We start from the raw sequence: 26,609 nt of genomic DNA, 5'->3' as shown, positions 1-26,609 counted from the left end.
TAAAACCTCCTCATTATTGCTCTTCTTGAAGAGCTTTTCTAACTATATCTGTCATATGTAATTCTGGTCCATACACTTCTATTGGTAAACCAAGCTCTTCTGCTGCCTGTTTAATTCTTTTTAAGCCAACTTCATAATTTGGCCCACCACGTCTTACATAGATTTTAATGCCGACGGCTCTCATCTTATCTGCATATTCTTTAAATGCATCTATAATACCATCAAAAGTTTTTGCTACATCTGTAAAGTTAGCAATAGCACCGCCAATTAAAAGGATTTTTGGTTTTCCGGAAGGATGTTTATTTCTTGTCATTAAATCAAGCACTGTCTTTACATACTCTCTTGTTTCTGTTCTTGTTGGGTTTCCTGAATATTCACCATAATTAGCAAGTTCATTTACATATCCCATATCTGCTACTGTATCTGCATAAACAACAGAAGCTCCACCACCTGCAACAAGAGTCCAAATTCTACCTTCAGGATTTAATATAGTTAATTTTAAAGATGAACCGGATTTTTCATCAAGTTCTTTTATATATTTTTCTTCCGGTGTTAAATCTCTTCCAAAACCAGAAGGAAATTCAACTTCACCCCATTTTTTACCTGCTACAAAAGCAGCAGTATCATCAAGCTTTCCAACAAAATCAAGAGGATATACTTTATTACCAACAATAACAAGAGGGTTTATTTCAAAATATGCAAAATGTAAATCTTTAAAAAGTTTATAAGCTCTTTTTACAAATTCTGCATATTTTTCTTTATCTTTTATCTCTACCGGAACATTTTCTTTTATTAATTTTTCAACTTCTTCATCTGTTGCGAGAGGTGGAATTTTTACTTCTTTAACTTTATCCCAGTTTTCTTCAACATCTATACCACCAAAAGCAGACATATAAACAATATCTGCATCTTCTCCCATAGAAAATGCTACATAATATTCTTCTTCCTGTTTATGTGGAACAAAAGGCTCTATTAAGAAATGGGTTAGATGCCCTTTTACTCCATTTATTTCAACTTCTTCGCTCATTTTTTGTTTTATCCATTTTACTGCATCTTCGTAAATAACATCTCCCGGTTTGTTTATCTTAAACAAAACAAGCCCAAGCTTTCCTCTTTTTCCAAAAAGCATATCAGGTTTTGCAACAAGTGGAGTTTCTTTAAGCCATGGATATTCTTCAGGAAGTTTGTCAAAATCTGTTTCAGGAGTTACAAGTACAGATTTAAAATCATACTCAAATACATCATCAAAATAATCTTTCCAATTTTGAGCTAAAATTCTTTTTCCATCATACTCTCTAATTCCTCTCTGAGCCATTTAAATTCCTCCTTTCAAATTTAAAAACAGCAGGCTTAAAGCCTGCCATCTATGTTTAAATAGAATCTATAATTGCATTAAATGTTGCACTTGGTCTCATTGCTTTTTCTGCTTTTACATCATCCGGATGATACCACCCACCTATATCTGCAGGTTTACCTTCTGTTGCGGCTATTTCTTCAAGAATTTTTTGCTCATTTTCAGCTAATTTTTGATAAACCTCAGCAAATTTTTTAGCAATCTCTTCATCTTCTTTTTGGTTAGCAAGAGCTTCTGCCCAATACATTGCTAAATAGAAATGGCTTCCTCTTGTATCAAGCTGTCCTGCTTTTCTTCTTGGTGTTTTATCATTTTCTAAGTATTTTTCTATAGCTCTATCAAGAGTATCTGCCAATATTAATAATCTTTTATCTTTTTCTCCGTCCTGCTTGTATGCAAGTTTTAATGCTTCAACAAAAGCTAAGAACTCTCCAAGGCTATCCCATCTTAAATGGCTTTCTTTTAAGAATTGTTCAACATGCTTTGGTGCACTACCACCTGCTCCTGTTTCAAATACACCACCACCTGCAATAAGTGGAACTATTGATAAACTTCTTGCAGATGTTCCAACTTCTATTATTGGGAATAAATCTGTTAAATAATCTCTCAATACGTTTCCTGTTACAGATATTGTATCTTTACCTTCTCTAAATCTTTTTAATGTATATTTCATTGCATCTTCAGGAGATTTTATATACCATTCTACATCTGATAAATCATATTTTGGAAGTTCTTCTTTTATTTTTTTGATTAATTCTCTATCATGGGCTCTGTATCTATCAAGCCAGAAAACTATTGGCATTTTTGCTTCTTTTGCTCTATTTATTGCAAGTTTTATCCAGTCTCTTATAGCTATATCTTTTGTTATGCAACTTCTGTAAATATCTCCGGCATTTACTTGGTGCTCTATTAAAATATTTCCTTCTGCATCTACAATTCTCATTATTCCATCTGCTGGAGGGAAGAATGTTTTATCATGGCTACCATACTCTTCTGCTTTCATTGCCATAAGTCCAACATTTTGAACCGTTCCTATTCTTGTAGGGTCAAATTGTCCATTTACTTTTATATCTTCTACTATCTCTTTATACATTCTTGCATAGCTTCTGTCAGGTATTGTGATAACGCAATCATCTACTTCACCTTTTGGCCCCCATCCTTTTAATCCATTTTTTATAACAGCAGGAACAGATGCATCTACAATAACATCATTTGGCATATGTAAGTTTGTTATGCCATTATCAGAATCAACCATATACATTCTTGGTCTTTTTTCATAAATTTCTGCTATTGTTTGTTTTATTGCATTTTGTTTATCTTCTGGAAGTTTTTTCATTTTGTTTTCAAGGTCAGCAAGACCATTGTTTGGATTAAATCCTATCTCTTCAAGCTCCTTTCCGTGTTTTTCAAATAATTCTTTAAAATAAACTCTAATAGCATCTCCAAACATAACAGGGTCAGAAACTTTCATCATTGTAGCTTTAAGGTGTAAAGAGAACAATATATCATTATCTTTTGCATCTTCTATTACTTTTTCATAAAAATCTCTTAATTTTGCTCTATCTAAGAAAGTTCCATCTACTACATCACCTGCATTAACTTCAACTTCTTTTAAAACTTGAACATTTCCGTTTTTATCAACAAATTCATATCTTATTTTTGTATCTTTTTGAATTGTTACAGATTTTTCATTTTCATAAAAATCTCCTGCAACCATATGAGCAACATGAGATTTTGAGTTTTCTGAAACCGGTTCTAATTTGTGAGGATGTTTTTTAGCATACTCTTTTACAGACCTTGATAATCTTCTGTCAGAGTTTCCTTGTCTTAAAACAGGGTTAACTACAGAACCGATACATCTATCATATCTTGCTTTTATATCTTTTTCTTCTTCTGTTTGTGGATTTTCCGGATAATCAGGTAAATTGTATCCTTGAGACTGAAGTTCTGCAATTGCTTCTTTTAACTGAGGTAAAGATGCAGATATATTAGGAAGTTTCATTATGTTAGCTTCCGGTCTTAATACAAGTTCTCCAAGATATGCAAGTTCATCAGGAATTTTTTGGTCTTCTCTCAAATAATTAGTATCAGAAAACTGGGCAATAATTCTACCGGCTAAAGAAATATCTCTAAGTTCTATGTTTAGGTTTGCAACTTTTGTGTAAGCTCTCATAATTGGAAGTAAAGAATAAGTTGCAAGTGCCGGAGCTTCATCAATTTTCGTCCAAACTATCGTCGCCATTTTAAAACCTCCTAAAGTTTTTTAATTATCTGCTAAATATTATAGCATTGCATTTTTAAAAAATCAAACATTGTTTTATTTTTGTTTTTAAAATGGCGTTTAAATAATTTATTTTATGAAAAATTAAACTGCATAATTCTAATTCGGAAAGTTATAAGGAAAAAATTTAAGAATTTTAAATCTTAATTTGAGTCTAGATTAAATACCAAGAACTAAGGATTTAATCAATTTAGTTTCAAACATACCTATTAAACCACTTATGATGAGGTAAAAGATAATCAGAACGATAATAAATTGGAAATTTTTAGAGTTTTCTGTTGGAATGTTTAAAATTTTATCGGAAGATAAGAAGATGATATAAAAAGCATAAAATGTAGCTAAAAACATAACAATCATTGTTATAGGTGAATTTATCATATAAAAAATACCTGCTATCCACATAGGAATAAGAGAAAATACAGAAACTTTGAAGGCTTTATTTATATCTTTATCTCCTCCAAAGCTTCCTGCAAAGAAATAAACTATTGAATATAAAATTATTGGCCTGATTATCTCAAAAATCCAAGTTATTCCAAGCATAATAAATATTTTTGAGTAATTGTTTTCTACAAGGATATTTTTTAATGTTTGCATATATCGGACTGTATCTTGCAGCTCTTTATTTGTTGCATACTCTTTTAAAAAGTTATCTATGGAAGATATATATAGCCCTTTTAATATTGTAAAACCTATTAAATAACCAATTACCGGTATTAATGCAAATGGAATTACTACTTTTATAAATAAATCTTTTGAATATATATCTATCTGATTAATCTTATCCGGTAATTCTTTCGGTTTTAAATAAAAGGGCAAAATATCTTTAATCATATTATCCTCATAAATGTTTAATTATTGCTTCTGTCATTTCCTGAGTATTTACTCTTTTTGTCCCAACTGACCATATATCTGCTGTTCTATAACCTTCTTCAAGAACTTTTTCTACTGCATTTTCTATATCTCTTGCTGCCTCTGGCAATTTACATGTTAATTCAAGCATCATTGCGGCAGATAAGATTGTAGCTATTGGATTTGCTATTCCTTTTCCGGCTATATCCGGTGCAGAACCATGAATTGGTTCGTAAAATGCATATCTTTCTCCTATGCTTGCAGATGGGAGCATTCCAAGGCTTCCTGTTAAAGCTCCTGCTTCATCGGATATTATATCTCCGAAAATATTTCCTGTCACTATTACATCAAAATCTCTTGGTCTTCTTATAAGTTGCATAGCACAGTTATCTACATACATATGTTCAAGCTCAACATCAGCATAATCATTATGAACTTCATTTACTACTTCTCTCCATAATGCACTTACTTCAAGAACATTTGCTTTATCAACACTTGTAACTTTATTTCTTCTTCCTCTTGCTATCTCAAATGCAAGTCTTGCTATTCTTTTTATTTCGTGCTCATAATATATCATTGTGTTATATCCAACTCTTTCATTGTTTCTTTCTTCTATTCCTCTTGGTTCTCCAAAATATACATCTCCGGTTAATTCTCTTAAAACAACAAGATTTACACCTTTTATTATTTCCTGTTTAAGAGGTGAAGCATCTAAAAGTGCATCATAGGCTTTAGCAGGTCTTATATTAGCAAAAAGATTTAACTCTTTTCTAATTCTGAGTAATCCTTTTTCCGGTCTTTTATCTGTAGGTAAATTATCCCATTTTTCTCCACCAACAGCACCAAATAAGACAGCATCACTTTCTTTACAAAGTTTTAATGTTTCTTCAGGAAGTGGGTCTCCTACTGCATCTATAGCAGCACCACCTACCAATGCTTTTTCAAATTCAAATGTTATGCCGTATTTTTTAGAGATTACATCTAAAACTTTTAAAGCTGCATCAATTATTTCGGGACCTATTCCATCTCCCGGTAAAACTGCTATTTTAAAATGCTTTTTCATAGACTCCTCCAAGTAGGTTTTTATTTATTTTAACATTTTTCATAAAAACTTTAAACTAATATCAAGCCATTTTGCTGAATGGACTAATGCACCGGAAGATATAAAATCTACTCCTGTTTCTGCATAATCCCTTATATTTTGTAGGGTTATATTACCGGAAACTTCTAATTTTTTTCTTTTATTATTTATTTTTACTGCTTCTTTTACCTGCTCTATATCAAAATTATCAAGCATAATAATATCAACATCAAGCTCCATAGCTTCTTTTAATTCTTCTAAGGTATTTACTTCTACCTCTATTTTTGCCATCGGTGATATTTTTTCTTTTATCTGATTTACTGCTTCTTTTATTCCACCGGCAAGAACTTTATGATTATCTTTTATCATAACCATATCATATAAAGCAAATCTATGGTTGTATCCTCCACCTACTTTAACGGCATATTTTTCAAAAGCCCTAAATCCCGGTGTAGTTTTTCTTGTATCAAGTATTTTTACTCCCGTATCTTTTATAAGATTTATATATTTATTTGTATTTGTTGCTATTCCGGATAATCTCTGGATTATATTTAATGATAATCTTTCTCCTTTTAAGATTGATTTTCCACTTCCATAAAGATATCCGATTATATCACCTTTTTTTATAAATTCCCCATCTTTTTTCATTATTTTGAAATTAATATTTTCATCTATTACATTAAAAACTTCTTTAGCTATATCTATACCGGCTAAAATTCCATCTTCTTTTGCAAGTATATATGCTTTTATGAATTTATCTTTCAGATTATCCGTTGTAATATCAGAATATCCTATATCTTCCAATAAGAATTGTTTAATCTTTTCCCTAATAAACAATCTATCAAGCATTTTTATCTCTCAAAATGGTTTTACAATAACTAAAATTACAATTATAATCATAAGTATTGTTGGTATTTCATTATATATTCTGAAAAATTTACCGGATTTGTTGCATAAATCTTTTTCAAATCTTCTTCTAACTATCTCATTATGGATGAAAAATCCTATCAGTAAAGCAACTGCTGTTAATTTTGCATGTAACCAGCCACCTGATTTAAAAAGCTCCGGATTTAATATTATCATAGCTATGCCGGTTATCAATGTAATAACAAAAGCCGGTATGCCGATAACATAAAATAACTTTTTCTCCATTATTTTAACTACTTTTACAAAACCATCATTATCTTTATTTTCTGCATGATAAACAAATAATCTTGGAAGATAAAACAAAACTGCCATCCATGAAATAACAAATATAATATGTATAGCTTTTATCCATATATAAACCATATCTAACCTCAAAATATTTAATCAGCGTAGATAAATAAATTTACATTTTTCATTTTGTATATCTCTTTCAACCCATTTAATCCCTTTAACATCTTCTTCTAACTTTCTAACAAATCCTTCTATAAATCCCAAACCAAACCAGCATACACTATGTTTTATTGGTTCATATCCTTTTTCTTTTAATACCGGATAAAAAACACAGTTACAGATATAAGCTTCATCTTTGCTTCTTTCTATTTTATGAGCAAATCCAAATGTATTAAGAGATTTTTCTAATAACTCTTCCCACTCTTCCCTTGGATTATTTTCCTGTAGAACTTTTGTAACTTCTCTGGCAAGTTGTCTGATGATAGCATACCCCCCGTTATTACCAAATATTTCTTGAATTTTATCAGCAAAAGCGAAAACTATATCTTTTCCGGATAAATTTTCAGTACCTTCTTTGGATTTTAAATTGTTTAATAACTGATTTACCAGATTTTCACCAAGAATATTTTTGGAAAGATTTACAAGCGTAGATATAACTTCTTCATTTATTTCACCCTGAATAGCCATTTTTTACCTCTTATTTATAATGCTATCTATAATTATAGGCTATAAAGATGAATAAAACAAGATATATTTAACCCAAGGTATTCAACACAATAGATGATAAAATATAAATACAGGTAAAAGAGAAATAAACATTGGAGCTTCTTATAATTTTTCATCTATTAAATACGATACCATTCTTTTTTTTTTGAAAAAACTTAAAAAACCATTTATGTTAAAATATATTTATATTACCATTTTTAGAGGTTGGAGAATTAAATTATGGAAACAAATATTCTAAATGAAATGAAAATATTATTACATTTCATTATAAGCCTGCTTACAATTTTGAATCCAATAGAAGCAGCTGCTATAATGTTAAGTCTAATCCCTTTATCCACTCCAAGAAGAAAAATACATTCTATTAGTTTAAAAGCAAGTTTAACTGTATTAATAGCATCTTTATTAACTATTTTTGTAGGTAATTATATATTTAAACTTTTTGGTATTGATATTGACTCGATAAAAGTTATAGGTGGGATTGTTTTATTAAAAATTGCCTTAGATATGGCTTTGGGGAAAATTTCAGAAACAAATCATTCAGAAGAAAAAACAGAAGAGTCAAAAGAGATAGATGATATATCTATAATTCCTCTTGGAATACCTATATTATTTGGTCCAGGAGTTATTGCTACACTAATTGTATTTTATGAAGAAGTTTCAACATTATTAGATTTAGTATTGCTAATTATATCCATTTTTATTTCTTCATTAACAGTATTCTATACATTAAAAAATGCTGTAATTTTAAATAGATTTTTAGGGATAACTGGTATAAAAATTACTGCAAGGATTATGGGATTAATAGTTGGAGCAATCGCGTCTCAATTTATTATAAGTGGGGTAAAGGCTCTCTGGAATCTATATTAAAAATTTTTACCTCCCAAATAATCTCCTTAATCCTCTCGCTAAAAGGTTTCTACCGGTAGCTTTTTGAAGTTTGATAGCACATATATTTATTTGATATTTTTTATTTAATCTATCCATAAATTCATAGCTTTCCTGATTTGATGCATATTTTTAGAAGTTCCTTTTTTTGCTTTTTCCCCGAACTGTTAATAATTTTTTATTTTTATTCCTCCATTTTTGAAATTGTTTTAAATATAGGAGTAGCAACTCCAACTATTCTTAAAAATTATTCTTCTATTTCTAAAACTACTTCTGCAAAATACTTAGCTTTGTCATAAGGCAAACCTTTTAAATTTTTCTCATTAATGTAATCTATGATTTCCTGAGCGTGCTTTTTTGCAGTGTCAATTTTACCTAGTTTTAGAGCAAGTTTTGTTTCCATCATAAGTTCATTTAATTTTAAATCTAACATTTTCTTTCACCTCCTTATTTATTTTCAGCCAATGCTTTAAATATTGGTGTTGCTGCTCCGATTATTCCATTATTTGCAGCATGTCTTACAATTTTTACTACATATAAAAGCTCTTCTTTTGTAGTTCCAAATGTTAATGCTGCATTTAAAGTTGCTTTTATACATTCCTCATCTTTCATTGCAAGTGCAGCTGCTAAATATATTAAATTTGCAGTTTTTGGGTCAAATGGTGAATTTTCATCATTTACACTTTGTTTTGATGACATGGCTATTTGCTGAACAATATCAGGAGCAACATCTTTTGCATAAACTATCGCTTCCGGAATATTTTCTTTACCTCCTAATTTTTTAGCCATCATTTCTAAAATCTGTTCTACAGTTGGCATTTGATTTGACATTTTACTTACCTCCAAAAAGTTTTTTTATTAAATAATTACTTATTTCTATCATAAAATCAGGTGGTAATTTACCGTGAGCATAATAATATTCTTCATCAAAACTAATTTTCATCAATTTTGCTATCGGAGAATGCCATGCAATATCATACTCATTTTCATAAAGAGCATTTGATAAAATTAATGTTGCTTCAAAACCACCCATATTCATAATACAAAATACTTCCGGTTTAAATGGCTTTATTTCATCTGTTAATCCTTCTTGTTTTTCTATTGCAGAGGACGCAACATCTGCTTGCATAACTGCTATATGTCCAAGTTTTGGCTGTGCTAAAGCATTAACATCTCCAACTGCATATATATTGTCATATTTTATGTGTTTCATCGTTCTATCTGTAGGAACCCATCCCATATCATCTCCAAGACCGGATTCTTTTATAAAATCCGGTGCTTTATATGGTGCAATTATAATGGCTAAATCGCAAGGTAAACTACTTCCATCTTTAAATATTACTTCTTTATCTGTAATTTCTACAAGTTCTTTATTTAGATGGAGTTTTATGCCTCTTTCTTCCATGAATTTTCCTACCGTATTTCTGGGGTTATCTCCAACGTCTTCAAAAAATATTTCTCCGGGAGTAAAAACATTTATACTACTTTTTTCTCTCTTACCTTCTTTTCTTAATCTATGGTCTATCATAAACATAACTTCTCCAACAGGACCTTCACAGGGAGCTTTTAAATCAGGTGCTTCTACCACATGACCAAAATAACTTCTTGCAGCACCTACAACTACATTACCACCTTCAAAGGTTTTCAATCTTTCATAAAGTTTTGAAGCCTCTTTATCATCACAAACAGAGTATCCATATTCTCTGTATCCTTTTATTGAATCATAATCTTTTATTGAACCGGTAGCAATAATTAAATAGTCATAAGGTATAATTTCTTCATCTACTATAACCTCATTTCTTTCTGGCTTTATTTCTTTAACTTCTCCAAGTTTAAAGTTAATGCCTTTTTTTTCTAAATAATCTTTTATTTTTATCTGTGCTTTAGAAACAGGTTTTCCCTCAATAGCAACTTCAGGTAAAGCCGGACGCTCCAAAGAATAATCTGTTTTATTAATCACTGTAAAATCAAACTTGTCCTTATATTTTTCCAAATTATAAAGGACTCTTAATCCTCCAAATCCTGCACCGATGATAACTATTTTTTTCTTCATTTTTATCCTCCTGCAAAGCCGAATTTTGATTTTATTTTATAAAAGAAATAATAAAGAAGAGGAACATAAATAAGGGTTAAGAATGTTCCTATAATTAATCCTCCTATTGCAACCGCTCCAAGAGGTGCAAGCCTTTCAAGTCCGAGAGCCCATCCAAGGGCAATTGGTATCATTCCAACAGAAGTTCCAAATGCAGTCATTAAAACAGGTCTTGTTCTAATTTTTATACTATCCAATATGGCAGTTTCTATATCTTTTCCTTTTGATAATGCATCATTTATAAAATCAATTAAAAGAATTGAGTTTTTTGTTATTATACCGGCTAATAATACAATACCCATAAGTCCCGGCATTGATTGATGATATCCCATTATAAGTATAGCCCAGGATGCTCCGATAACAGAAAGCGGAACTGCAAATATAACTGCAATAGGAGCAGAGAAAGAACGAAATGGAGGAACAAGAGCAAAGAATAAAAGAATTATACCAATTCCTATGGCTTTTAACATTCTACCCATAGAATCCATCATCTCTTTAACATCGCCTTCTTGAGAAATTTCATATCCCGGTGGAAGTTTCACTTTTGATTTCTCCATAACTTCTTTAAAACTTTCCATTATATGAGATATAGCGGCTTTTTCTCTGTATCCTAAGATATCAACGGTATAATTTAATCCTTCCCTTGTGATTACCGTTGGCTCTATATTTTTTTCAATTTTAGCAACTGCAGATAAAGGAATATTTCCTTTTGGTGTGGTTATATAATATGAGTCTAAATCAAGTAAGGAATCTCTATTTTCTTTGTTATATACCACCCTCACATTAAGAGATTTTTCATTAGGTATATTATAAAAGGATATAACAGAACCTCTAATTTTTGTGCTTAACTGGCTTGCTACATCAAATGGTGTTATACCATAAAAAGAAGCAAGAGCATAATCTATTTTCAGATTATATGTAATTTTATCATAATCCCAACTTCTTGAAACAGATTTTATTCCTTTAACTTGATATGTTTTTTCCATAATGTTATTTGCTATTTTATCAAGAGTTTTTAAGTCATCACCGCTGACCATAACATCAAGATTTGCCCTTACAGTAGATAAAGGAGTAGCACCATAATCATAAATACTAACATATTTTATATTTGGAATTTCTCTTATTTTTTTTGATAGTTCTCTTTCTATGCTCCAAATATCTTCTTTTCTGTGGAATCTATCTACATAATGGATTGTAATGCTTATATTTTGTGTTGTTTTACCGGAGCCCATTGTAAATACACCCGGTTCTGAACCAACAGCTATTGATACCATCTCAACCCTTTTATCATTTTTAAGCATTTCAGAGATTTTTTTAACTATATCTTCCACCTGATATATAGAAAGATTACTATCTGCAACTATATCTCCTTTTACTATTCCTGTATCCATAGGAGGCATTATTTCTCTTCCAATTGTTGGTAAAATTATTTTTAAACTAACAATAAACATCATAATGATAAATACAAAATAAGGTCTTGCCAGAAATTTTCTTTTAAAAACAAAAGAAACGGCAGTTACATAAAGATTTTTTAAAGGTGTTATTATTGCTTCAGATATTCTATAAACAACACTTTCTAATTTATTTTTTGAGTTATCTTTTTTCAGTAAATAAGGAGCAATAAGTGGAATAAATGTTATAGAGACAAAGAAAGATATGATAACTGCAATTAAAAGTGTTCCTGCAAGAGGTCTAAATATATATTGAGGATAATCACCTACAAATAAAAGTGGTATTAAAACAACAGATGTGGCTATTGTACCGGATAAAACTGCAAACACAACTTCTTTTGTTCCATTTATAACTGCTTCTTTGGTAGGTTCTTTTAATTCATATAAATGTCTCTCAATATTTTCTAAAACAACAACAGCATCATCAACAAGCATACCCAAAGCTAAGATAATACCGGTAAGTGTTACAATATTAAATTCCATTCCAAGAAGCCACATTATTGCAATGGTTATACCATAAACAAAAGGAATTGATAAACCTGCAATAATCATCTGTCTTAAATTTGAAAGGAAGAAAAATATGACAATTGCTGTCATTATGATAGCATCTCTTAAAGCCTCTATCATATTTAGATTACTTAATCTGATTATCTTTTCCTGTGAATCTGTAATCTCAAATCCAAGCTCAGGAAATTCCTTTTGGAGCTTAGGTATTATAGATTTTACTTCATCAATTGTTCTAAGAGTATCTCCGGTAGGTTGTCTTTGGACTGCAAGGGCTATAGCCGGTTTACCATTACCATAATAAAGAGAATTATTTTCATAATAATCATATTTTATTTTTGCAATATCCGAAAGTTTTATATCTTTTGTTATCTGAATATTTTTTAGTTGTTCAAGGGTAGTTGCTTTATTAAGAGATTTTAGAAGGAATTCTCCATTTTGATTTATTATAAATCCAATTGGTAAATCTGCATTTGTTTCTTTAATTTTATATAACACAAAAGGTAAAGATAGATTATGTTCATTTAGTTTATCTTTATCTATCTCAATAAATACTTCTTTTTGATAGCCACCAAAAACATCAACATTTGCAACAGAGCTTAATTTTAAAATCTCATTTTTTATTTGATTTTCTGCTATCTGTCTAACATCTGCTAAATCTATAGATTTATCTTTAGGATAAACTGATAAAACAATAGCCGGTGGAGTTGCAGAAGATATTTTATATATTTGTGGGTCTTCTATATCCTTCGGAAGTTGAGATTTTATTTTAGATAATTCATTGGCAACATCGGTAGCCGCTTCCCCTAAATCTTTATCATAGTCAAACTCTGCTGTAATAACTGCCACTTCATCTTTTGATGTAGAAAAAACTCTTCTTACTCTATCTATTGTATATAATCTTCTTTCTATTGGATTTGCTACATTATCTGCCATATCTTTTGCAGAAGCACCATGTTCAATAACTACAACTGCAATTTGAGGTCTATCTGCATCCGGAAAAAGTTTTTGTTTGATATTAAAAAATCCTATTATTCCAAGAATAGTTAATGCAAATAATACAGAAAGGACAAAGTGAGGTCTTTTTAATACAAAAGTTATTAAATTTTGATTCATTTATTTCCACCTTCCAAAAGGATTTTTCCTTTTTTGCCCATTGTAAGTAATCTAAGTTTATTTTCCATACCTACTGCAACAGGAGTTCCTTCCGGTATATCACCTTCAATAACTGCATTTTCTTCATCAGAAGCTATTACTTTTACCGGAATTTTTGTAAATATACCATTTTTATTCACAACTACAAAAGTTCCATTTGTCATTTCTAAAACTGCATTTTTCGGAACTAATAGCCCTTCTACTTTTCCTGTAATAACCGATACATTTATAAATGAGTTTGAGATTGTATTTTCCGGTAATTTTCCAAGATATATCTCTGCAACAGCAAGATTATTCTCATCGGCAGAAGGGTAAATTTTTGATATCTTTAATTCTTGTTTGACACCATTAAAATCAACTATTGCAATATCATTTTCTTTAATTTTTCCAACATATTCTTTTGGAAATTTAACTAGAATCTTATTATCCAAGGATTGTATTTTTAGAATAGGTTTTCCGGTAAGTGCCATATTTCCTTCCCTTAAAAGAACTCTACTTACTATTCCATCTATATCACTATATATATTTAAATATTTCAGATTGTCAGTAGCTATCTCAATTTGCTTTTCTACTGATTTAACTTTATTTTTCAATGCTTCTATATTTGATTTAATTGCTTCTACATTTGCTTTTGCTGTTTCATACTGGGTTTTAGATTGCAGATATTGGATTTCTGATATTGCTTTACCTTCAAATAATCTTTTATCTCTTTCAAAATTTGTTTTTGCAAATTCATAATTTGCTTGAGCAGATTTTAAAGATTCTTGTAAGCTATTTAGCTGATTTATTGCTTCTTCCTGATTTATTTTTAGATTATCAATGGTAAGTTTAGCTTCCGTATCATCAACACTAACAACCAATTGTCCTTTTTTTACTAAATCTCCTTCATTTACATAAACTTTTTCAATATATCCGGGAATTTTTGTAGAGATTTCAACTTCATTTACAGGAACTATCTCTCCAAGATATTTCTTTTTGTCATAAATTTCTCCTTTTTTTACAATGGCACCGGAAACAACATATTCAGGCTCTTGTGGAGTTTGAAGATTACTGATTTCTTGTTTTCTTTTTTTCAGAACATATATTGCAGAAAAAGCTATCAAGAAAACCACCAATAAGATAATTAAAATTCTTAAAATCTTTGACTTTTCCATATCTTCTACTCCATTAAATTTTTTCTAATACATAATATAGATAATAGATTGCTCTTTGTTTTTCATAAATATCTTCATAGTAAGAGGCTTCCGTTATATATCTTTGGCTTTGGGCATAAAGGTAATCATAAAGAGATGAAACACCTTCATCATATTTTAATCTTTCTACTCTTTCAACTTCTATTGCATATTTTAGCTGTTTTTCTGTCGCTTTTACTTTAAAATCAGCAGTTTTTATCTGATTTAATGCATCTGTTAATTGTTTTTCTTTGTCTAAAAGAAGTTTTTGCTTTTGTATATCTACCTTTGATAATGATAATTTTTCTTCAAGAAGGTTAGCTTTTCTTTTTCCAAAATCAAAAATAGTTAAATTACCCATAACTCTTATTTGCCAATCTTCCCTATTGACACTACCTCCAATATCTCTTTGGTAAATTGTGCTTAAAGAAATAGTTGGAAAATAATCTGATTTAGCTATATTTATTTTACTTTCTTGGATTTTCTGTTGAAGATTTAAAACTTTATAGCTGTATAAATCTTGATAGTATTGTTTTAAAAGAGTATCTACATTTAGATTTGGGTCTATATCTTTTAAAGTTATATCTTCAACTTCTATATTTTCCTGTGTATTTAATAATGTTTGTAATGTTTTATTTAATGTATCTATATTATTTTTTATTTGCTGTATAGTGCTTTCTACTGCTTCTTTTTGGTATTGAACTTTTAATAAATCTGCTTCCGGTTTCTTTCCAACCTTATATGCTTGCTCTATATCATTATATAATTTATCCACAGCTTCTTTGTAATTTTCCATAGCTTGAAGCTGTTTTTTTAAGGTTAAAATTTTTAAATAAACTGAACGAACATTAAAAGCTATTTCATTTTTTGTTAGATTTGTTCTAACACTTTCTAATTTTTGATTTAGTTTGGATATTTCTATCTGATTTTCTATATTAAATCCGGTAAAAAGAGGGATAGTATAATTTATGCCGGGAATAAATATATCTCTTGAGCCTTTTAAATTTTGTGGATTTATCGGTGGAGATAAAGGAGCAACAACTCTTCTTGAGTTATAATCTATATAATTTGCAAATATATCTAATTTTCCAAATCTGGTGGCCTCTGATTTTTTAATTCCTTCTTCTGCTATTTTTTCATTTATAACTTGATTTTTTATATCAAGGTTATTTTCCAAAGCTTTTTTTACAGCTTCATCAATTGTTATCCCATAAGAAAGATAACACACAGATAAAAGAGGAATAAAAAATTTTTTCATCTCTCACCATTTAACTATATTAATATTATTACGATATAATTATATAAAAAATTTTTTATAATGTCAAGTAGTATTAAAGAGTGTTTAAAAATTCGCTAATGCTTGACAGACAATGAGTTGATTAATATATTATCTAATCATTATTTATCAAGGCTAAAAAACAGATAAAACTGAGGGAAAAAGTGAAAAAAAGAATCTCTAATTATAAGGTTTTAAAAATAGTATCTAAATATCTAAATGAATTAAGTAACTCATTAACTGAAAAAGAAAGAAAAAGAGGAAGACCTAAAAAATATGATGATAAAATTATTATATTCGCTCTAATTCTAAAAGTCCTTAGTAGTATTTATTTTAATTTTTTTATAAATTCTTCAAAAGGAACCGGTTTAGAAAAGTAATATCCTTGTGCATAATCGCAACCTAAAATCTGTAAAAATGTTAGATGTTCTTTGGTTTCTACTCCTTCTGCTACAACTTTTAAATTCATTATTTTTGCAATATTTATAATAATCTTAACAAGTTCTAAATCATTATTATCTGTAATCATATCATTTATAAATGTTCTATCAATTTTTATTTCCGAAGCAGGTATAAGTTTTAGATAATTTAATGATGAATAACCGGTTCCAAAATCATCTATGGAAATTTTAAATCCCATTTCTTTAATAGCTTTTAATCTTGCTATATTTTTTTCAGGATTTTTCATTGTTTCTGTTTCTGTTATTTCTATAATAACATTTTCGGCAGGTACCCCATATTTGGTAGCTAAATTTAATAGCTTTTGAGGACATTCTTCATACTTTAGCTGCTCAAAGGACTAAGGGCACTCAAAGTGCCCTCTTTGTAGAGCTAATTTCATTAATCCGGTGTTATTCTCATTAAACATTCTTCAGGGTCTATCTGGTCTCCTTCTTTTATAAATATCTCCGTAACTGTTCCATCTATAGGTGAATGTATCTCATTTTCCATTTTCATTGCTTCAACTGTAAATAAAATATCTCCTTTCTTTACTTTATCTCCTACGGATACTTTGATGGATACAACTTTACCCGGCATTGGAGAGCTAATATCTCCTATTCCTACTGCTTTAGGTCTTCCTGCCAATACTGCTTCCGAAGGCAAAGAAACAGATGTATTTGATACTTCTATCTCTTTAATTGGTTGAACCAATACTTCTTCCAATCTTCCATCTACTCTTATAAAGTAGGATTTTCTTCCTTCTATCGGACTACCTGTCCCTGCTATTCTTATATGATATTGCTCACCGTGAAGAGTTATATTAAATTCAATAGGTGCTTTTTCTATGCAAGGTGATTTTTCTGGCTGTATTTCTTCAACTTCCGGTGGAAGAGCCTCACCTTTTTCATAAGCTTCTCTCCATTCAAAAAATTCTTTTGCTACCTGTGGGAATAAACAGTATGATAAGCAATCTTCATCATTTCTTGCTCCATATTTTCTTGCTTCTTCACATTTTTTATCATATTCCGGTTCAAGTAAATCTGCCGGTCTTACTTGAATAGGTTGTTCATCTCCGATTATCTTTTTCATAATTTCCGGCTTAATAGGTGCCGGTGGTCTTCCGTATAATCCTTTTACATAATCTTTTGTTTCTTTAGTTACTACTTTATATCTTTCTCCTTGTAAAACATTTAGTAAAGCTTGGGTTCCTACTATCTGGCTTGTAGGAGTAACAAGCGGTGGATAACCAAGGTCTTCTCTCACTCTTGCAACTTCTTTTTTAACTTCATCAAGTTTATCCAATGCATTATTTTCTTTTAATTGATTTATAAAATTAGACATCATTCCACCCGGTATTTGGTGAATAAGAACTTGGGAGTCAGGCCATTTGTCTGCTGTGTCATATTTTGCATATTTTTTTCTAACTTCTTTTAGGTATTCTGCAACTTCTAATACAATATCCAAATCAATATTTATTTCATAACCAAACTCTTTTAATACATATACCATCGTTTCATTTGCAGGGTGGGCTGTTAGCCATGACCAAGTTGATACATCTGTATCAATAATATCTGCTCCGGCTTCAACTGCTTTAAGTAAAGTCATTTCTGCCATACCAGCTGTAGTTTGGGCATGGATATGAACAGGTAATTTAATCTCTTCTTTTAATCTTTTGACAAGTTCATAAGCTATTTTTGGAGATAAAATTCCTGCTTGGTCTTTAATAGATATAATATCAACACCTAAATCTCTAAGTTGTTTTGCAATATTTATATAATAATCAACCGTATGAACCGGACTTATTGCATAAGATAAAACACCTTTTACTATTTTATTTTCTTCTTTTGCTACAGATATTGCAACTTCCATATTTCTAACATCATTTAATGCATCAAATATTCTAAATACATCTATTCCATTTTCTGCTGCTTTTCTTACAAACATTTCAACAACATCATCAGGGTAATGTCTATATCCTACAATATTTTGTCCCCTAAGAAGCATCTCTAATTTTGTGTTTGGGGCTGCTGCTCTTATATCTCTTAATCTTTTCCATGGGTCTTCTTTTAAAAATCTCAAACATACATCAAAGGTAGCACCACCCCAAACTTCTAAAGACCAAAATCCGGCTTTATCTAATTTTTCAGCAGCAGGTATCAAATCATCTGTTCTAACTCTCGTAGCTAATAAACTTTGCTGTCCATCTCTTAATGATACATCTGTAAATTCTATTTTTCTCATAGTTAGAATACTCCCTTAAAAATTTTTGAATTTATATTATACTATAATAAGAGTTTATATAGATTAATTGAATTATCCGGTTAAATCTTTTATATCTAATAGTGTTAAAAGCTCTTCCAATTGAATATCTTCATCTTTATATTCAATATCATCAACTACTTGCGATATTAAATTTTTCTTTTCTTCTAACTTTTGAAATATTTTTTCTTCTACTGTTTGTTTTGTTATAAAGTTATAAATATTTACTTTATTTTTTTGTCCTATTCTATGGGCTCTATCTTCTGCTTGCCATATTTTTGCAGGATTCCAATGTAAATCAAAAAAGATTACATAACTTGCTTCTGTTAAAGTTAACCCTTCTCCAGCAGCATTTATAGTTGCCACAAAAAAGAAACATTTATTATCTTCCTTAAATCTAATTACAGATTTATTTTTTTCTTCTTTTGACATCTTTCCGGTATAAGAAACATATATATCTTTTCCAAATTTTTTTTCTAAATTTTTAGATATTTTTTCTACTCCATTATTTATAAAATTTGTAAATATAATAACTTTTTCTTGATTTTCCAATAACTCTTCTAATATTTCCAATAATCTATCACTTTTTGGACTTTTTATGCTATCGGAAGGAAAATTACATATCTGTCTTAATTTTTGTAATGCTGTAATCAGATTTTGTTTTAATATAAATTTATAATTTTTGCTTTCTTTATATTTTTTTGCTATCTGAGATATTCTATCTTTTTCTTTTGATAAAATGCTTTCATATTCTAATTTTTGTTTTAAAGATAAATCAAAATACTCAATTTCCGGTGGTAATTTTTCAGGAAGTTCCGATAAAACATCTTTTTTTAATCTTCTTAACATTATTTTTTGGATTGTTTCTTTTATGGTTTCTTTGTTAATACTTAATTTTTCATCAGGATTTAAAAATTCATATAAAGAGACAAACTCTTTTAAATTATTTTGTATAGGTGTTCCGGTCAATGCCCATTTGTAAGAGGCGTTTTTGGATATAAATTTTACTGCTTTTGATTTTAAAGTTTCTGAATTTTTTATATTATGTGCTTCATCAAGGATAATTATATCTAAATCTTCCGAAAATCTTTTTAAAATATTTCTTTTTGTAATGTAATCATTTTTTAATGTATCATAGCTTACTAAGAATATATGAGATTTTATATTATAAAGGATTTCTCTTATGTTTTTGGTTTCATTTATCACAATATATTGAAGTTCCGGTGCCCATTTTTTAATATGTTCTTCCCACACATATAAAAGATTTGAAGGCACTACGATTAAGGCTTTCTTTACCTGTCCTTTTATAAATAATATTCGCAGTGCAGTGGTAGCCATTACGGTTTTACCGGTTCCCATCTGGTCTGCAAGTAAAGCAGATTTATTTGTTATCAAAAATTTTATACCGGTTATCTGATAATTAAATAATCTACAAGGAAAAGATAAATCTGTTTCTAAATCAAAATCTATTGAAGGCATTAAAATCGGTCTTACTAAATCAAATAAAGAAAGATTTTTATATTTGACTAATTTATTTTCTCTTTTTATCTTTCCTTTCGGATTTTCTTCTAAAATTATATCTTTTTCTGTATATATTTTACCGGCTTCTTTAATTGATGGAATATTTTTCAGTAAATTTTCAGAGATATTTAAGAATTCTTGCTTAATCTCTATCTGTTTTATTTCTATCTCTAAATTTTTTACGAAATTTTGCTCTAATATATATTTCATAGCTTTTCTTGAAGAGATATAAATTCTATTGCTTTCTCTATTCTATCAAAAGGCTCTAAAAGATTAAAATATTTATAAATATCTTGAAAAGCCTTTGCTATGGATATTAACTTATTTTCATCTTCTTTGGATACTGTGATATAAAGCGGTTCAAATTTTTCCTGCAAATTTATTATTTTATAACTTAATCTACTTTTTGGTAAAAATTCATCATATTTTTGAATAAAAACTACCGGTTTATCTATCTTTTCTCTTAAAATAAGTAAAGATTTATCTTTTATCAAAACTAAATCATAACTTTCTTTTAAGGCATTTAGTAGTTCTATCCCAAATCTTTCTTTAAAAAGTATCTCTTTTAAAGATTCTCCATATAATATTTTTTGAAGTTGGTCAATATTTAAACTTGTAGTTATTCTAAATTCTAAGGGTTTTGTTTTTTCATCTGTAACCAATACACCGGCTCTATAATTATCTTCTTCTATTTTATAATGCAAATAGGCTAAATTCATTTTTCACACCTTAATATTTTTCTTTTTATAAAGCATAGCAAATATTTTAGCAATAGCTTTATAAAATTTCTCCGGAATATAATCTCCTATCTCTGCTGATTCATAAAGACCTCTTGCAAGTGGTGGGTCTTCTATAATAGGAATATTATTTTCTTTGGCTACTTCCTTTATTTTCTGTGCTATATTGTCTATACCTTTTCCTACTACTTTCGGAGCTTCATCTTTTCCCCTTTCATACTTTAAAGCTACTGCAAAATGCTCAGGGTTTGTTATAACAACATCTGCTTTTGCTACATCTGCCATCATTCTTCTAAGGGCAAGTTCCCTTTGTTTTCTTTTGATGGCAGATTTTATAATAGGATTTCCTTCATAAGATTTTATCTCTTCTTTTACTTCTTGTTTTGTCATTTTTATACTTTCTTCATACTCCCATTTTCTATAAGCAAAATCAATAATGGCAATTGGTATTGAAAATATAGCAAAAGTAAAAATTATAATAAGAATATATTTAATCATTAAAAGCATCTGTCCTTCTACCGGAATAAAACCTGTTCTAAAAATACCTTCTAAAAGAAAATTTATTAAAAAATAGCTAATAACAAAAGCAACCGATAATTTAAGTAAATTTCTTACTGTTTCAAAAGCTGTATGCAAAGAAAAAATTCTTTTTAATCCGGAAATAATATTAAATCTGTCAAATTTTGGAGTAAGTGGTTTTGTTGTAAATAAAAATCCAAATTGGGCAACATTTGATATAATGCCGGTCAAAAATAAAACAATAAGTATTGGGGCAAGTAATATAGCCATAACCTTTAAAGAAAAAAGTAAAAAATTAGAAAACATTTCTGTGCTTATAACAAAAGAATTTGCAAAAGAGTATTTCAAATAGCCGATTATATATTTATAGGCAAATGGCAGATAAAATAAAAATGCTATAAATAGTATAAATAAAGTTGTAGCGATAGGAATATCTTGACTTCTTGCTACCTGTCCTTCTTCTCTTGCTTTCTGTCTTCGCCGTGGCGTTGCCTTTTCTGTCTTACTTGGGTCTTTTGCCATTTTATCTTCCCATTATTTTTATAATATTTAAATAAATATCCGTTAATCTTTCTAAAAGATGGACTGATATATACACCAAAAACCAACTTCCAAACATTAATGCTAAAAATCCAACAAAAATCTGTAAAGGCAATCCTACTATAAAAACATTTATTTGAGGTATAAGCCTATTTATCATTGCCAAAACTATATTTATTATCATTAATATAATAACAAAAGGAAAAGCAATTTGGAATGCAAGTATAAATATATTAGAGCTTTGCTGAATTATAAATTCAAATATCCCTTCATTTATTTTAAATTCTGTAATAGGCATTATTTCAAAGCTTCTCATTAATCCACCGATAAAAACTGCATAACTACCGGTTATAAAAAATAAAAGGTAAAATAATAAAATAAATAGCCTATCTAAGACCGAAATTTGTCCGAAAGATGGGTCAAACATATTAACAACTGTAAATCCCATTAGATAACTGATAATCTCAGATGCAAAAGAGAATGCTGCTATAAATATATTTGTAATTATGCCAAGAGAAAATCCTATAAAAAGCTCTTTTATCACAAGTAAAAATAAAACTAACATATCTATCTCTTTTATTGAAATTTGGATATTGAATATAGACATTGTATAAAAAGATAAAGCCACTATAAGTAAAATTCTTATATTTAATGGAATTAATGTAGAATTAAGAAATGGAAAAGATAAAAAAAATGCAATAATTCTGGTAAAAATAAGTGCTACTGCAATAGCCTGCTCCGGTGTAATAAGAGGATTCATCTTATTTCCTTATTTTTCAGCACTATTAAATAATCTAATTTATAAGGATTAAAAAAATGTCTAATTTTTATCTCTTTAAAAAATCTTCCTTCTTCTAAAGAAATATCTCTTATAATACCAATAGGTATGCCATTTAAAGATGTTTCATTCATTCCGGCAGTTTCTATAATATCAGATATTCTTATATCCTGTTCTGGTCTTGCATATTTTAGTATGCCGTAATATTGATTATATCCTTGATAATAAACAATTTCTCCTGTTTTTCTTGTTCTTGCTGTAATTTTAAAATCTTTATCTGCTACTGTTAATATAAAAGAGCTATATTTTCCTACTTTCCATAAAATACCTATTAAATATCCATCTTGAATAACCAAATCTCCTTCTTTTACACCATCTTTTTCTCCAACATTTAATATTATAGAATTTATCCAATTATCCGGAGAAAAAGCTATCACCTTTGCAATAACAAAATCTTTTAACTGCTTTTCTCCGACAAAATTTAAAGCTTTTTTTAAAGCCTCATTTTCAACTTCAAGCTGTCTTGCTTTTATCTTTTCCAAATTTAAAATTTGAACTTGCTTTTTTAATAATTTATTTTCTTCTTCTAAATCTTTCTTTGATTTTAAATAAGATAAATTATCGGTTATAAATTCAAAAGTAGAACTGCTGATTTTAAAAAATGGAGAAAATATATCTAAAAAAGGTGTCTTCAAATATGTAGTTAAATATAAAATTCCTACAACACCCAATATAATAAAGACTAAATAAAAAAATTTTTTTAGATACAACCTATCACTTCATAGATACTCTTTTTATTAGCTCAATATTATTTAAAGCTTTACCAATACCTCTTGCAACAGCAGTTAGAGGCTCATCACAGTAAACAACCGGTAAATTTGTTTCATCTCTCAATCTTTGGTCTAATTTATAAATTAAAGAGCCACCACCTGCCAGAACAATACCTCTTTCAACAATATCTGCTGCAAGCTCAGGAGGTGTTCTTTCCAATGTGGTTTTAACAGCATTTATTATAGAAGAAATTACATCTTCTAAAGCTTCTCTTATTTCTCTTCCTGTTATTGTTATACTTCTTGGCATTCCGGTCATATCCCTTCCTCTAATTTCCATTGTTTTTTCATCTCTTTCAGAAGGATATGCAGAACCAAGAGTTATCTTTATATTTTCTGCTGTTTGCTCTCCTATTAAAATATGATTATTTCTTTTTAGGTAGTTTATAATAGCTTCTGTCATTTCATCACCGGCTATTCTTATTGAGTTAGAAACAACAATACCTGATAGAGATATAACAGCTATTTCAGATGTGCCACCACCAATATCTACTATCATATTTCCACCGGGAACATCTATCGGCAATCCTGCACCTATTGCTGCTGCCATTGGCTCTGCTATTAAATATACTTCCCTTGCTCCTGCCTGTCTTGCTGCATCTATTACTGCCCTTTTTTCTACTGTAGTTATACCGGAAGGAACCCCTACAACTACCCTTGGTCTTGGTTTTAATATTTTTGTTAAAAACATATTAGAATGAACTTTTTTAATAAAATATTGAAGCATAGCCTGCGTCGTATCAAAATCAGCAATAACCCCATCTTTTAATGGTCTTATAACCTCTATTGTATCAGGGGTTTTACCTATCATATCTTTTGCTTCTTTACCAACGGCTATAATTTTTTTATTTAATTTATCTATTGCTATGATAGATGGCTCGGCTAAAACAATTCCTCTTCCTCTTAAAAATACAAGTGTATTTGCTGTTCCAAGGTCTATACCAATATCATTAGAAAAAAAACCTATAATATGCTCTAAAAACATAAAAATTTATCCTCCTTGGGAATTGATGTAAAATTATTATATAACAAATTTTGATGTTGATTTTAAGGAAATTTTAAAGATAAATTTTATAGATATGTTTAGAGTAAAATGATTTTTGAAGAAATTGATACTTAAAGAATAAAAATTAAAAGGGGCAAAAGCCCCTCTTTATATTAACCACAAGAGAATGAGTTTCCGCAACCGCAAGAGCTTACTGCATTAGGATTTTTAATTGTAAATCCACCACCCATAAAATCTGTTACGTAATCAAGAACAGCACCTCTTATATATGGTGCACTAAATTCATCAATAACTACTTTTACACCATTTTCAGCTTCTACTACTTTGTCTGTTTCAGAAATCTCATCATCAAATCCCATAGCATATTGGAATCCGGAACATCCACCAGGAACCACTCTAACTCTTAAAATTATATCTGTGATTCCATTTTCATCTGCTATTCTTTTAATTTCTTTTGCAGCAGATGGTGTAACTGTAAATTCTAATGTTGCTTGTTGCATGGCAAAACCTCCTAAATTAATTTTATAAAAATATATCTTTTATTCATATTCATTGTTATGAGATATATCACATCAAAAAGAAAAAAGATAATATATTCCACTTTTTACTTCTGATAAACTGAGCTTAGAGTTAAAAAGCTCATCTAACAAAGGTTTTTTTGGTTTTAACTCAATTATGGTTATCTCTTTTTCATTTGACAATTTTTTTGCTTCTTCTATTGCATCTTGAAGATTTCCAAGTTTATCAACCAATCCTAATTTTTGGGCTTCTTTTCCGCTAAATATTCTACCATCTGCATATTTTATTAAAATATTTCTGTCTATCTTTCTATATTTTACAATAGCATCTAAAAATTGATTATATACATCTAAAACGGTTTGTTGTAGTAAAGCTTTTTGCTCTGGTGTTAGAGGTTTATTAGGATAGAGTATATCTTTGTTCTCTCCGCTTTTGATATTGTTTATTTTTATCCCTATTTTGTTTAAAATTTCAGATGCATCTACTTGTTGAATTATTACTCCTATGCTACCGGTTATTGTTCCCGGATTTGCATATATAATATTTGCCGGTGCAGATATATAATAACCACCGGAAGCAGCCACATTACCCATAGAGACTATAACCGGTTTCTTTTCTCTTAATTTTTCTATTGCTCTGTAAATCTCCTGAGAAGCACCTACTGCTCCACCTGGACTATCTACTTTAATAACTACTGCTTTTATTGAATTATCTTTTTTTGCCTCTTCAATAAGATTTAATATATCTACATATTCACTGATAACTCCATCTATACTAATTAAAGCAATCTTAGGAGATTTTGAGTAAATATATCCGGAAATTAGATAGAATATAAATAAAATTAATCCAAGTCCTATCAGAATTTTCTTTTTCATACTGCATATCCTTTTTTGAAGATTAGCTTAGGTATTTTTTTAATTCTAACTTTCTTACCAAGAATATATCTGATATGTCCGCTTATTTTATTTAAATCATCTATAACCGATTCTTCATTTTTTAAAACAGATATATAAATCTCTGCTGAACTTAAATCTGCTTTTGTATCAACATTTAAAACCGTAATTAAATTATCTTTTGGAGTTTGATATTCTTCAAATATAATATCACTTATCTCTTTTCTTAACATCATATTAACTTTTTCCATTCTATGGGTTTTTTCTCTCATTTTTCACCATCACCTTTTTTAATAAATTTCTTTATGTATATTTATATGTAAATCCGGAAAATTTTCATCTAAAAAATTAGTAATAAATTGAAATGTTTTATCTGCTTCTTTTCTATCATTTGTTACAAATACAACTGCTATCTGACTACTTTGCCACAAATCGTGGCTACCTACTTCTGCTACCGAAACATTAAATCTATTTCTTAATTTTTCTTTAAGAGATTTTATAACCATTCTTTTTTCTTTTAATGAGCCTGCATCTGAAATAAAAATATCAAGCAAAATATTCCCTATTACCATCTTTACCTAT

25 protein-coding genes and 1 pseudogene are annotated in these 26,609 nt (G+C 29.2%); 1 reads left to right on the top strand and 25 read right to left on the bottom strand.

The genetic code is table 11. The features are described 5' to 3' along the window. Nucleotides 1–13: 13 nt before the first annotated feature. The 7 genes from QOR43_RS03020 to QOR43_RS02990 form a co-directional block, all read right to left on the bottom strand. Entirely contained in the window at nucleotides 14–1,315 is a 1,302-nt protein-coding gene (locus QOR43_RS03020) for an ATP citrate lyase citrate-binding domain-containing protein (protein ID WP_265134009.1), read from the bottom strand. A gap of 55 nt (nucleotides 1,316–1,370) precedes the next feature. After that, on the bottom strand, nucleotides 1,371–3,596 hold the full coding sequence (locus QOR43_RS03015) for an NADP-dependent isocitrate dehydrogenase (protein ID WP_265134010.1): 2,226 nt from the start codon (nucleotides 3,594–3,596) through the stop codon (nucleotides 1,371–1,373). Nucleotides 3,597–3,794: 198 nt separating this feature from the next. After that, nucleotides 3,795–4,466 carry a Yip1 family protein gene (locus QOR43_RS03010; protein WP_265134011.1) on the bottom strand — a complete coding sequence of 224 codons (672 nt, stop codon included), beginning with the start codon at nucleotides 4,464–4,466 and terminating at the stop codon, nucleotides 3,795–3,797. Nucleotides 4,467–4,473: 7 nt separating this feature from the next. Beyond that, nucleotides 4,474–5,547, bottom strand: coding sequence for a 3-isopropylmalate dehydrogenase (gene leuB / locus QOR43_RS03005; RefSeq protein WP_265134012.1), 1,074 nt, complete (start codon nucleotides 5,545–5,547; stop codon nucleotides 4,474–4,476). Nucleotides 5,548–5,586: 39 nt separating this feature from the next. Then, entirely contained in the window at nucleotides 5,587–6,414 is an 828-nt protein-coding gene (gene nadC, locus QOR43_RS03000; protein WP_265134013.1) for a carboxylating nicotinate-nucleotide diphosphorylase, read from the bottom strand. Nucleotides 6,415–6,423: 9 nt separating this feature from the next. Further along, on the bottom strand, nucleotides 6,424–6,855 hold the full coding sequence (gene hemJ / locus QOR43_RS02995; RefSeq protein WP_265134014.1) for a protoporphyrinogen oxidase HemJ: 432 nt from the start codon (nucleotides 6,853–6,855) through the stop codon (nucleotides 6,424–6,426). Nucleotides 6,856–6,876: 21 nt separating this feature from the next. Next, nucleotides 6,877–7,410, bottom strand: coding sequence for a hypothetical protein (locus QOR43_RS02990; protein ID WP_265134015.1), 534 nt, complete (start codon nucleotides 7,408–7,410; stop codon nucleotides 6,877–6,879). Between the two features lie 258 nt (nucleotides 7,411–7,668). On the opposite strand from QOR43_RS02990, the gene QOR43_RS02985 reads away from it, so the two are divergent. Next, on the top strand, nucleotides 7,669–8,316 hold the full coding sequence (locus QOR43_RS02985; RefSeq protein ID WP_265134016.1) for a MarC family protein: 648 nt from the start codon (nucleotides 7,669–7,671) through the stop codon (nucleotides 8,314–8,316). 265 nt (nucleotides 8,317–8,581) lie between these two features. Here the strand turns inward: QOR43_RS02985 and QOR43_RS02980 are convergent, their stop codons facing one another. The 18 genes and pseudogenes from QOR43_RS02980 to QOR43_RS02895 form a co-directional block, all read right to left on the bottom strand. Beyond that, nucleotides 8,582–8,767, bottom strand: coding sequence for a hypothetical protein (locus tag QOR43_RS02980; protein WP_265134017.1), 186 nt, complete (start codon nucleotides 8,765–8,767; stop codon nucleotides 8,582–8,584). 14 nt (nucleotides 8,768–8,781) lie between these two features. Then, on the bottom strand, nucleotides 8,782–9,165 hold the full coding sequence (locus tag QOR43_RS02975) for a carboxymuconolactone decarboxylase family protein (RefSeq protein WP_265134018.1): 384 nt from the start codon (nucleotides 9,163–9,165) through the stop codon (nucleotides 8,782–8,784). A 1-nt stretch (nucleotide 9,166) separates the two neighbouring features. Further along, the gene (locus QOR43_RS02970) at nucleotides 9,167–10,387 is read right to left on the bottom strand and encodes an NAD(P)/FAD-dependent oxidoreductase (RefSeq protein ID WP_265134019.1); all 1,221 of its coding nucleotides are present in this window, start codon (nucleotides 10,385–10,387) and stop codon (nucleotides 9,167–9,169) included. 2 nt (nucleotides 10,388–10,389) lie between these two features. After that, on the bottom strand, nucleotides 10,390–13,497 hold the full coding sequence (locus tag QOR43_RS02965) for an efflux RND transporter permease subunit (RefSeq protein ID WP_265134020.1): 3,108 nt from the start codon (nucleotides 13,495–13,497) through the stop codon (nucleotides 10,390–10,392). Further along, nucleotides 13,494–14,690, bottom strand: a complete 1,197-nt coding sequence (locus QOR43_RS02960) for an efflux RND transporter periplasmic adaptor subunit (protein WP_265134021.1) — start codon at nucleotides 14,688–14,690, stop codon at nucleotides 13,494–13,496. The genes QOR43_RS02965 and QOR43_RS02960 overlap by 4 nt, the downstream gene beginning before the upstream one ends. A 13-nt stretch (nucleotides 14,691–14,703) precedes the next feature. After that, nucleotides 14,704–15,966: a TolC family protein gene (locus tag QOR43_RS02955; RefSeq protein WP_265134022.1), complete on the bottom strand. Its 1,263-nt coding sequence runs from the start codon at nucleotides 15,964–15,966 to the stop codon at nucleotides 14,704–14,706. Nucleotides 15,967–16,312: 346 nt separating this feature from the next. Beyond that, nucleotides 16,313–16,765 (bottom strand): annotated as a pseudogene (locus tag QOR43_RS02950) (EAL domain-containing protein); the annotation flags it as partial. Nucleotides 16,766–16,824: 59 nt separating this feature from the next. Further along, nucleotides 16,825–18,666 (bottom strand): sodium-extruding oxaloacetate decarboxylase subunit alpha, encoded by a 1,842-nt coding sequence (gene oadA, locus QOR43_RS02945; protein WP_265134024.1) that lies wholly within the window; start codon nucleotides 18,664–18,666, stop codon nucleotides 16,825–16,827. Between the two features lie 72 nt (nucleotides 18,667–18,738). Beyond that, nucleotides 18,739–20,415: a DEAD/DEAH box helicase gene (locus QOR43_RS02940; protein ID WP_265134025.1), complete on the bottom strand. Its 1,677-nt coding sequence runs from the start codon at nucleotides 20,413–20,415 to the stop codon at nucleotides 18,739–18,741. Continuing rightward, complete coding sequence (locus QOR43_RS02935; protein ID WP_265134026.1) at nucleotides 20,412–20,924, bottom strand: hypothetical protein; 513 nt, start codon at nucleotides 20,922–20,924, stop codon at nucleotides 20,412–20,414. The genes QOR43_RS02940 and QOR43_RS02935 overlap by 4 nt, the downstream gene beginning before the upstream one ends. 3 nt (nucleotides 20,925–20,927) lie before the next feature. After that, nucleotides 20,928–21,983: a flagellar biosynthesis protein FlhB gene (flhB, locus tag QOR43_RS02930; RefSeq protein WP_265134027.1), complete on the bottom strand. Its 1,056-nt coding sequence runs from the start codon at nucleotides 21,981–21,983 to the stop codon at nucleotides 20,928–20,930. Between the two features lies 1 nt (nucleotide 21,984). Further along, nucleotides 21,985–22,761 carry a flagellar biosynthetic protein FliR gene (fliR, locus tag QOR43_RS02925; RefSeq protein ID WP_265134028.1) on the bottom strand — a complete coding sequence of 259 codons (777 nt, stop codon included), beginning with the start codon at nucleotides 22,759–22,761 and terminating at the stop codon, nucleotides 21,985–21,987. After that, complete coding sequence (gene mreC, locus QOR43_RS02920) at nucleotides 22,758–23,474, bottom strand: rod shape-determining protein MreC (protein ID WP_265134029.1); 717 nt, start codon at nucleotides 23,472–23,474, stop codon at nucleotides 22,758–22,760. The genes fliR and mreC overlap by 4 nt, the downstream gene beginning before the upstream one ends. Before the next feature lie 79 nt (nucleotides 23,475–23,553). After that, nucleotides 23,554–24,594, bottom strand: a complete 1,041-nt coding sequence (locus tag QOR43_RS02915; protein ID WP_265134030.1) for a rod shape-determining protein — start codon at nucleotides 24,592–24,594, stop codon at nucleotides 23,554–23,556. Between the two features lie 173 nt (nucleotides 24,595–24,767). Continuing rightward, nucleotides 24,768–25,115 carry a HesB/IscA family protein gene (locus QOR43_RS02910; RefSeq protein ID WP_265134031.1) on the bottom strand — a complete coding sequence of 116 codons (348 nt, stop codon included), beginning with the start codon at nucleotides 25,113–25,115 and terminating at the stop codon, nucleotides 24,768–24,770. Nucleotides 25,116–25,187: 72 nt separating this feature from the next. Then, nucleotides 25,188–26,009, bottom strand: a complete 822-nt coding sequence (gene sppA, locus QOR43_RS02905; protein ID WP_265134032.1) for a signal peptide peptidase SppA — start codon at nucleotides 26,007–26,009, stop codon at nucleotides 25,188–25,190. Beyond that, nucleotides 26,006–26,299: a 30S ribosome-binding factor RbfA gene (gene rbfA, locus QOR43_RS02900; RefSeq protein WP_265134033.1), complete on the bottom strand. Its 294-nt coding sequence runs from the start codon at nucleotides 26,297–26,299 to the stop codon at nucleotides 26,006–26,008. Before rbfA ends, sppA begins: the two co-directional genes overlap by 4 nt. An 18-nt stretch (nucleotides 26,300–26,317) precedes the next feature. Then, a complete protein-coding gene (locus QOR43_RS02895) occupies nucleotides 26,318–26,599 on the bottom strand; it encodes a DUF503 domain-containing protein (RefSeq protein ID WP_265134034.1) in 282 nt (93 codons plus the stop codon). Between the last annotated feature and the right edge of the window lie 10 nt (nucleotides 26,600–26,609).

It is taken from the genome of Venenivibrio stagnispumantis, from assembly GCF_900182795.1.
Lineage (GTDB): Bacteria > Aquificota > Aquificia > Aquificales > Hydrogenothermaceae > Venenivibrio > Venenivibrio stagnispumantis.
Note: the sequence above shows the minus strand (reverse complement) of the source record. Positions and strands in the feature narration are given on the sequence as shown.

Bases quoted from the DNA above. Each gene is read 5' to 3' on its own strand.
- flhB (WP_265134027.1), bottom strand. From the start codon at position 21,983: ATGGCAAAAGACCCAAGTAAGACAGAAAAGGCAACGCCACGGCGAAGA.
- oadA (WP_265134024.1), bottom strand. From the start codon at position 18,666: ATGAGAAAAATAGAATTTACAGATGTATCATTAAGAGATGGACAGCAA.
- QOR43_RS02965 (WP_265134020.1), bottom strand. From the start codon at position 13,497: ATGAATCAAAATTTAATAACTTTTGTATTAAAAAGACCTCACTTTGTC.
- QOR43_RS02975 (WP_265134018.1), bottom strand. From the start codon at position 9,165: ATGTCAAATCAAATGCCAACTGTAGAACAGATTTTAGAAATGATGGCT.
- fliR (WP_265134028.1), bottom strand. From the start codon at position 22,761: ATGAATCCTCTTATTACACCGGAGCAGGCTATTGCAGTAGCACTTATT.
- QOR43_RS02895 (WP_265134034.1), bottom strand. From the start codon at position 26,599: ATGGTAATAGGGAATATTTTGCTTGATATTTTTATTTCAGATGCAGGC.
- QOR43_RS02980 (WP_265134017.1), bottom strand. From the start codon at position 8,767: ATGTTAGATTTAAAATTAAATGAACTTATGATGGAAACAAAACTTGCT.
- QOR43_RS03010 (WP_265134011.1), bottom strand. From the start codon at position 4,466: ATGATTAAAGATATTTTGCCCTTTTATTTAAAACCGAAAGAATTACCG.
- QOR43_RS02990 (WP_265134015.1), bottom strand. From the start codon at position 7,410: ATGGCTATTCAGGGTGAAATAAATGAAGAAGTTATATCTACGCTTGTA.
- QOR43_RS02910 (WP_265134031.1), bottom strand. From the start codon at position 25,115: ATGCAACAAGCAACATTAGAATTTACAGTTACACCATCTGCTGCAAAA.
- QOR43_RS02940 (WP_265134025.1), bottom strand. From the start codon at position 20,415: ATGAAATATATATTAGAGCAAAATTTCGTAAAAAATTTAGAGATAGAA.
- hemJ (WP_265134014.1), bottom strand. From the start codon at position 6,855: ATGGTTTATATATGGATAAAAGCTATACATATTATATTTGTTATTTCA.
- QOR43_RS02915 (WP_265134030.1), bottom strand. From the start codon at position 24,594: ATGTTTTTAGAGCATATTATAGGTTTTTTTTCTAATGATATTGGTATA.
- leuB (WP_265134012.1), bottom strand. From the start codon at position 5,547: ATGAAAAAGCATTTTAAAATAGCAGTTTTACCGGGAGATGGAATAGGT.
- QOR43_RS03015 (WP_265134010.1), bottom strand. From the start codon at position 3,596: ATGGCGACGATAGTTTGGACGAAAATTGATGAAGCTCCGGCACTTGCA.
- QOR43_RS03020 (WP_265134009.1), bottom strand. From the start codon at position 1,315: ATGGCTCAGAGAGGAATTAGAGAGTATGATGGAAAAAGAATTTTAGCT.
- QOR43_RS02935 (WP_265134026.1), bottom strand. From the start codon at position 20,924: ATGAATTTAGCCTATTTGCATTATAAAATAGAAGAAGATAATTATAGA.
- QOR43_RS02955 (WP_265134022.1), bottom strand. From the start codon at position 15,966: ATGAAAAAATTTTTTATTCCTCTTTTATCTGTGTGTTATCTTTCTTAT.
- QOR43_RS02985 (WP_265134016.1), top strand. From the start codon at position 7,669: ATGGAAACAAATATTCTAAATGAAATGAAAATATTATTACATTTCATT.
- sppA (WP_265134032.1), bottom strand. From the start codon at position 26,009: ATGAAAAAGAAAATTCTGATAGGACTTGGATTAATTTTATTTATATTC.
- rbfA (WP_265134033.1), bottom strand. From the start codon at position 26,299: ATGAGAGAAAAAACCCATAGAATGGAAAAAGTTAATATGATGTTAAGA.
- nadC (WP_265134013.1), bottom strand. From the start codon at position 6,414: ATGCTTGATAGATTGTTTATTAGGGAAAAGATTAAACAATTCTTATTG.
- QOR43_RS02960 (WP_265134021.1), bottom strand. From the start codon at position 14,690: ATGGAAAAGTCAAAGATTTTAAGAATTTTAATTATCTTATTGGTGGTT.
- QOR43_RS02970 (WP_265134019.1), bottom strand. From the start codon at position 10,387: ATGAAGAAAAAAATAGTTATCATCGGTGCAGGATTTGGAGGATTAAGA.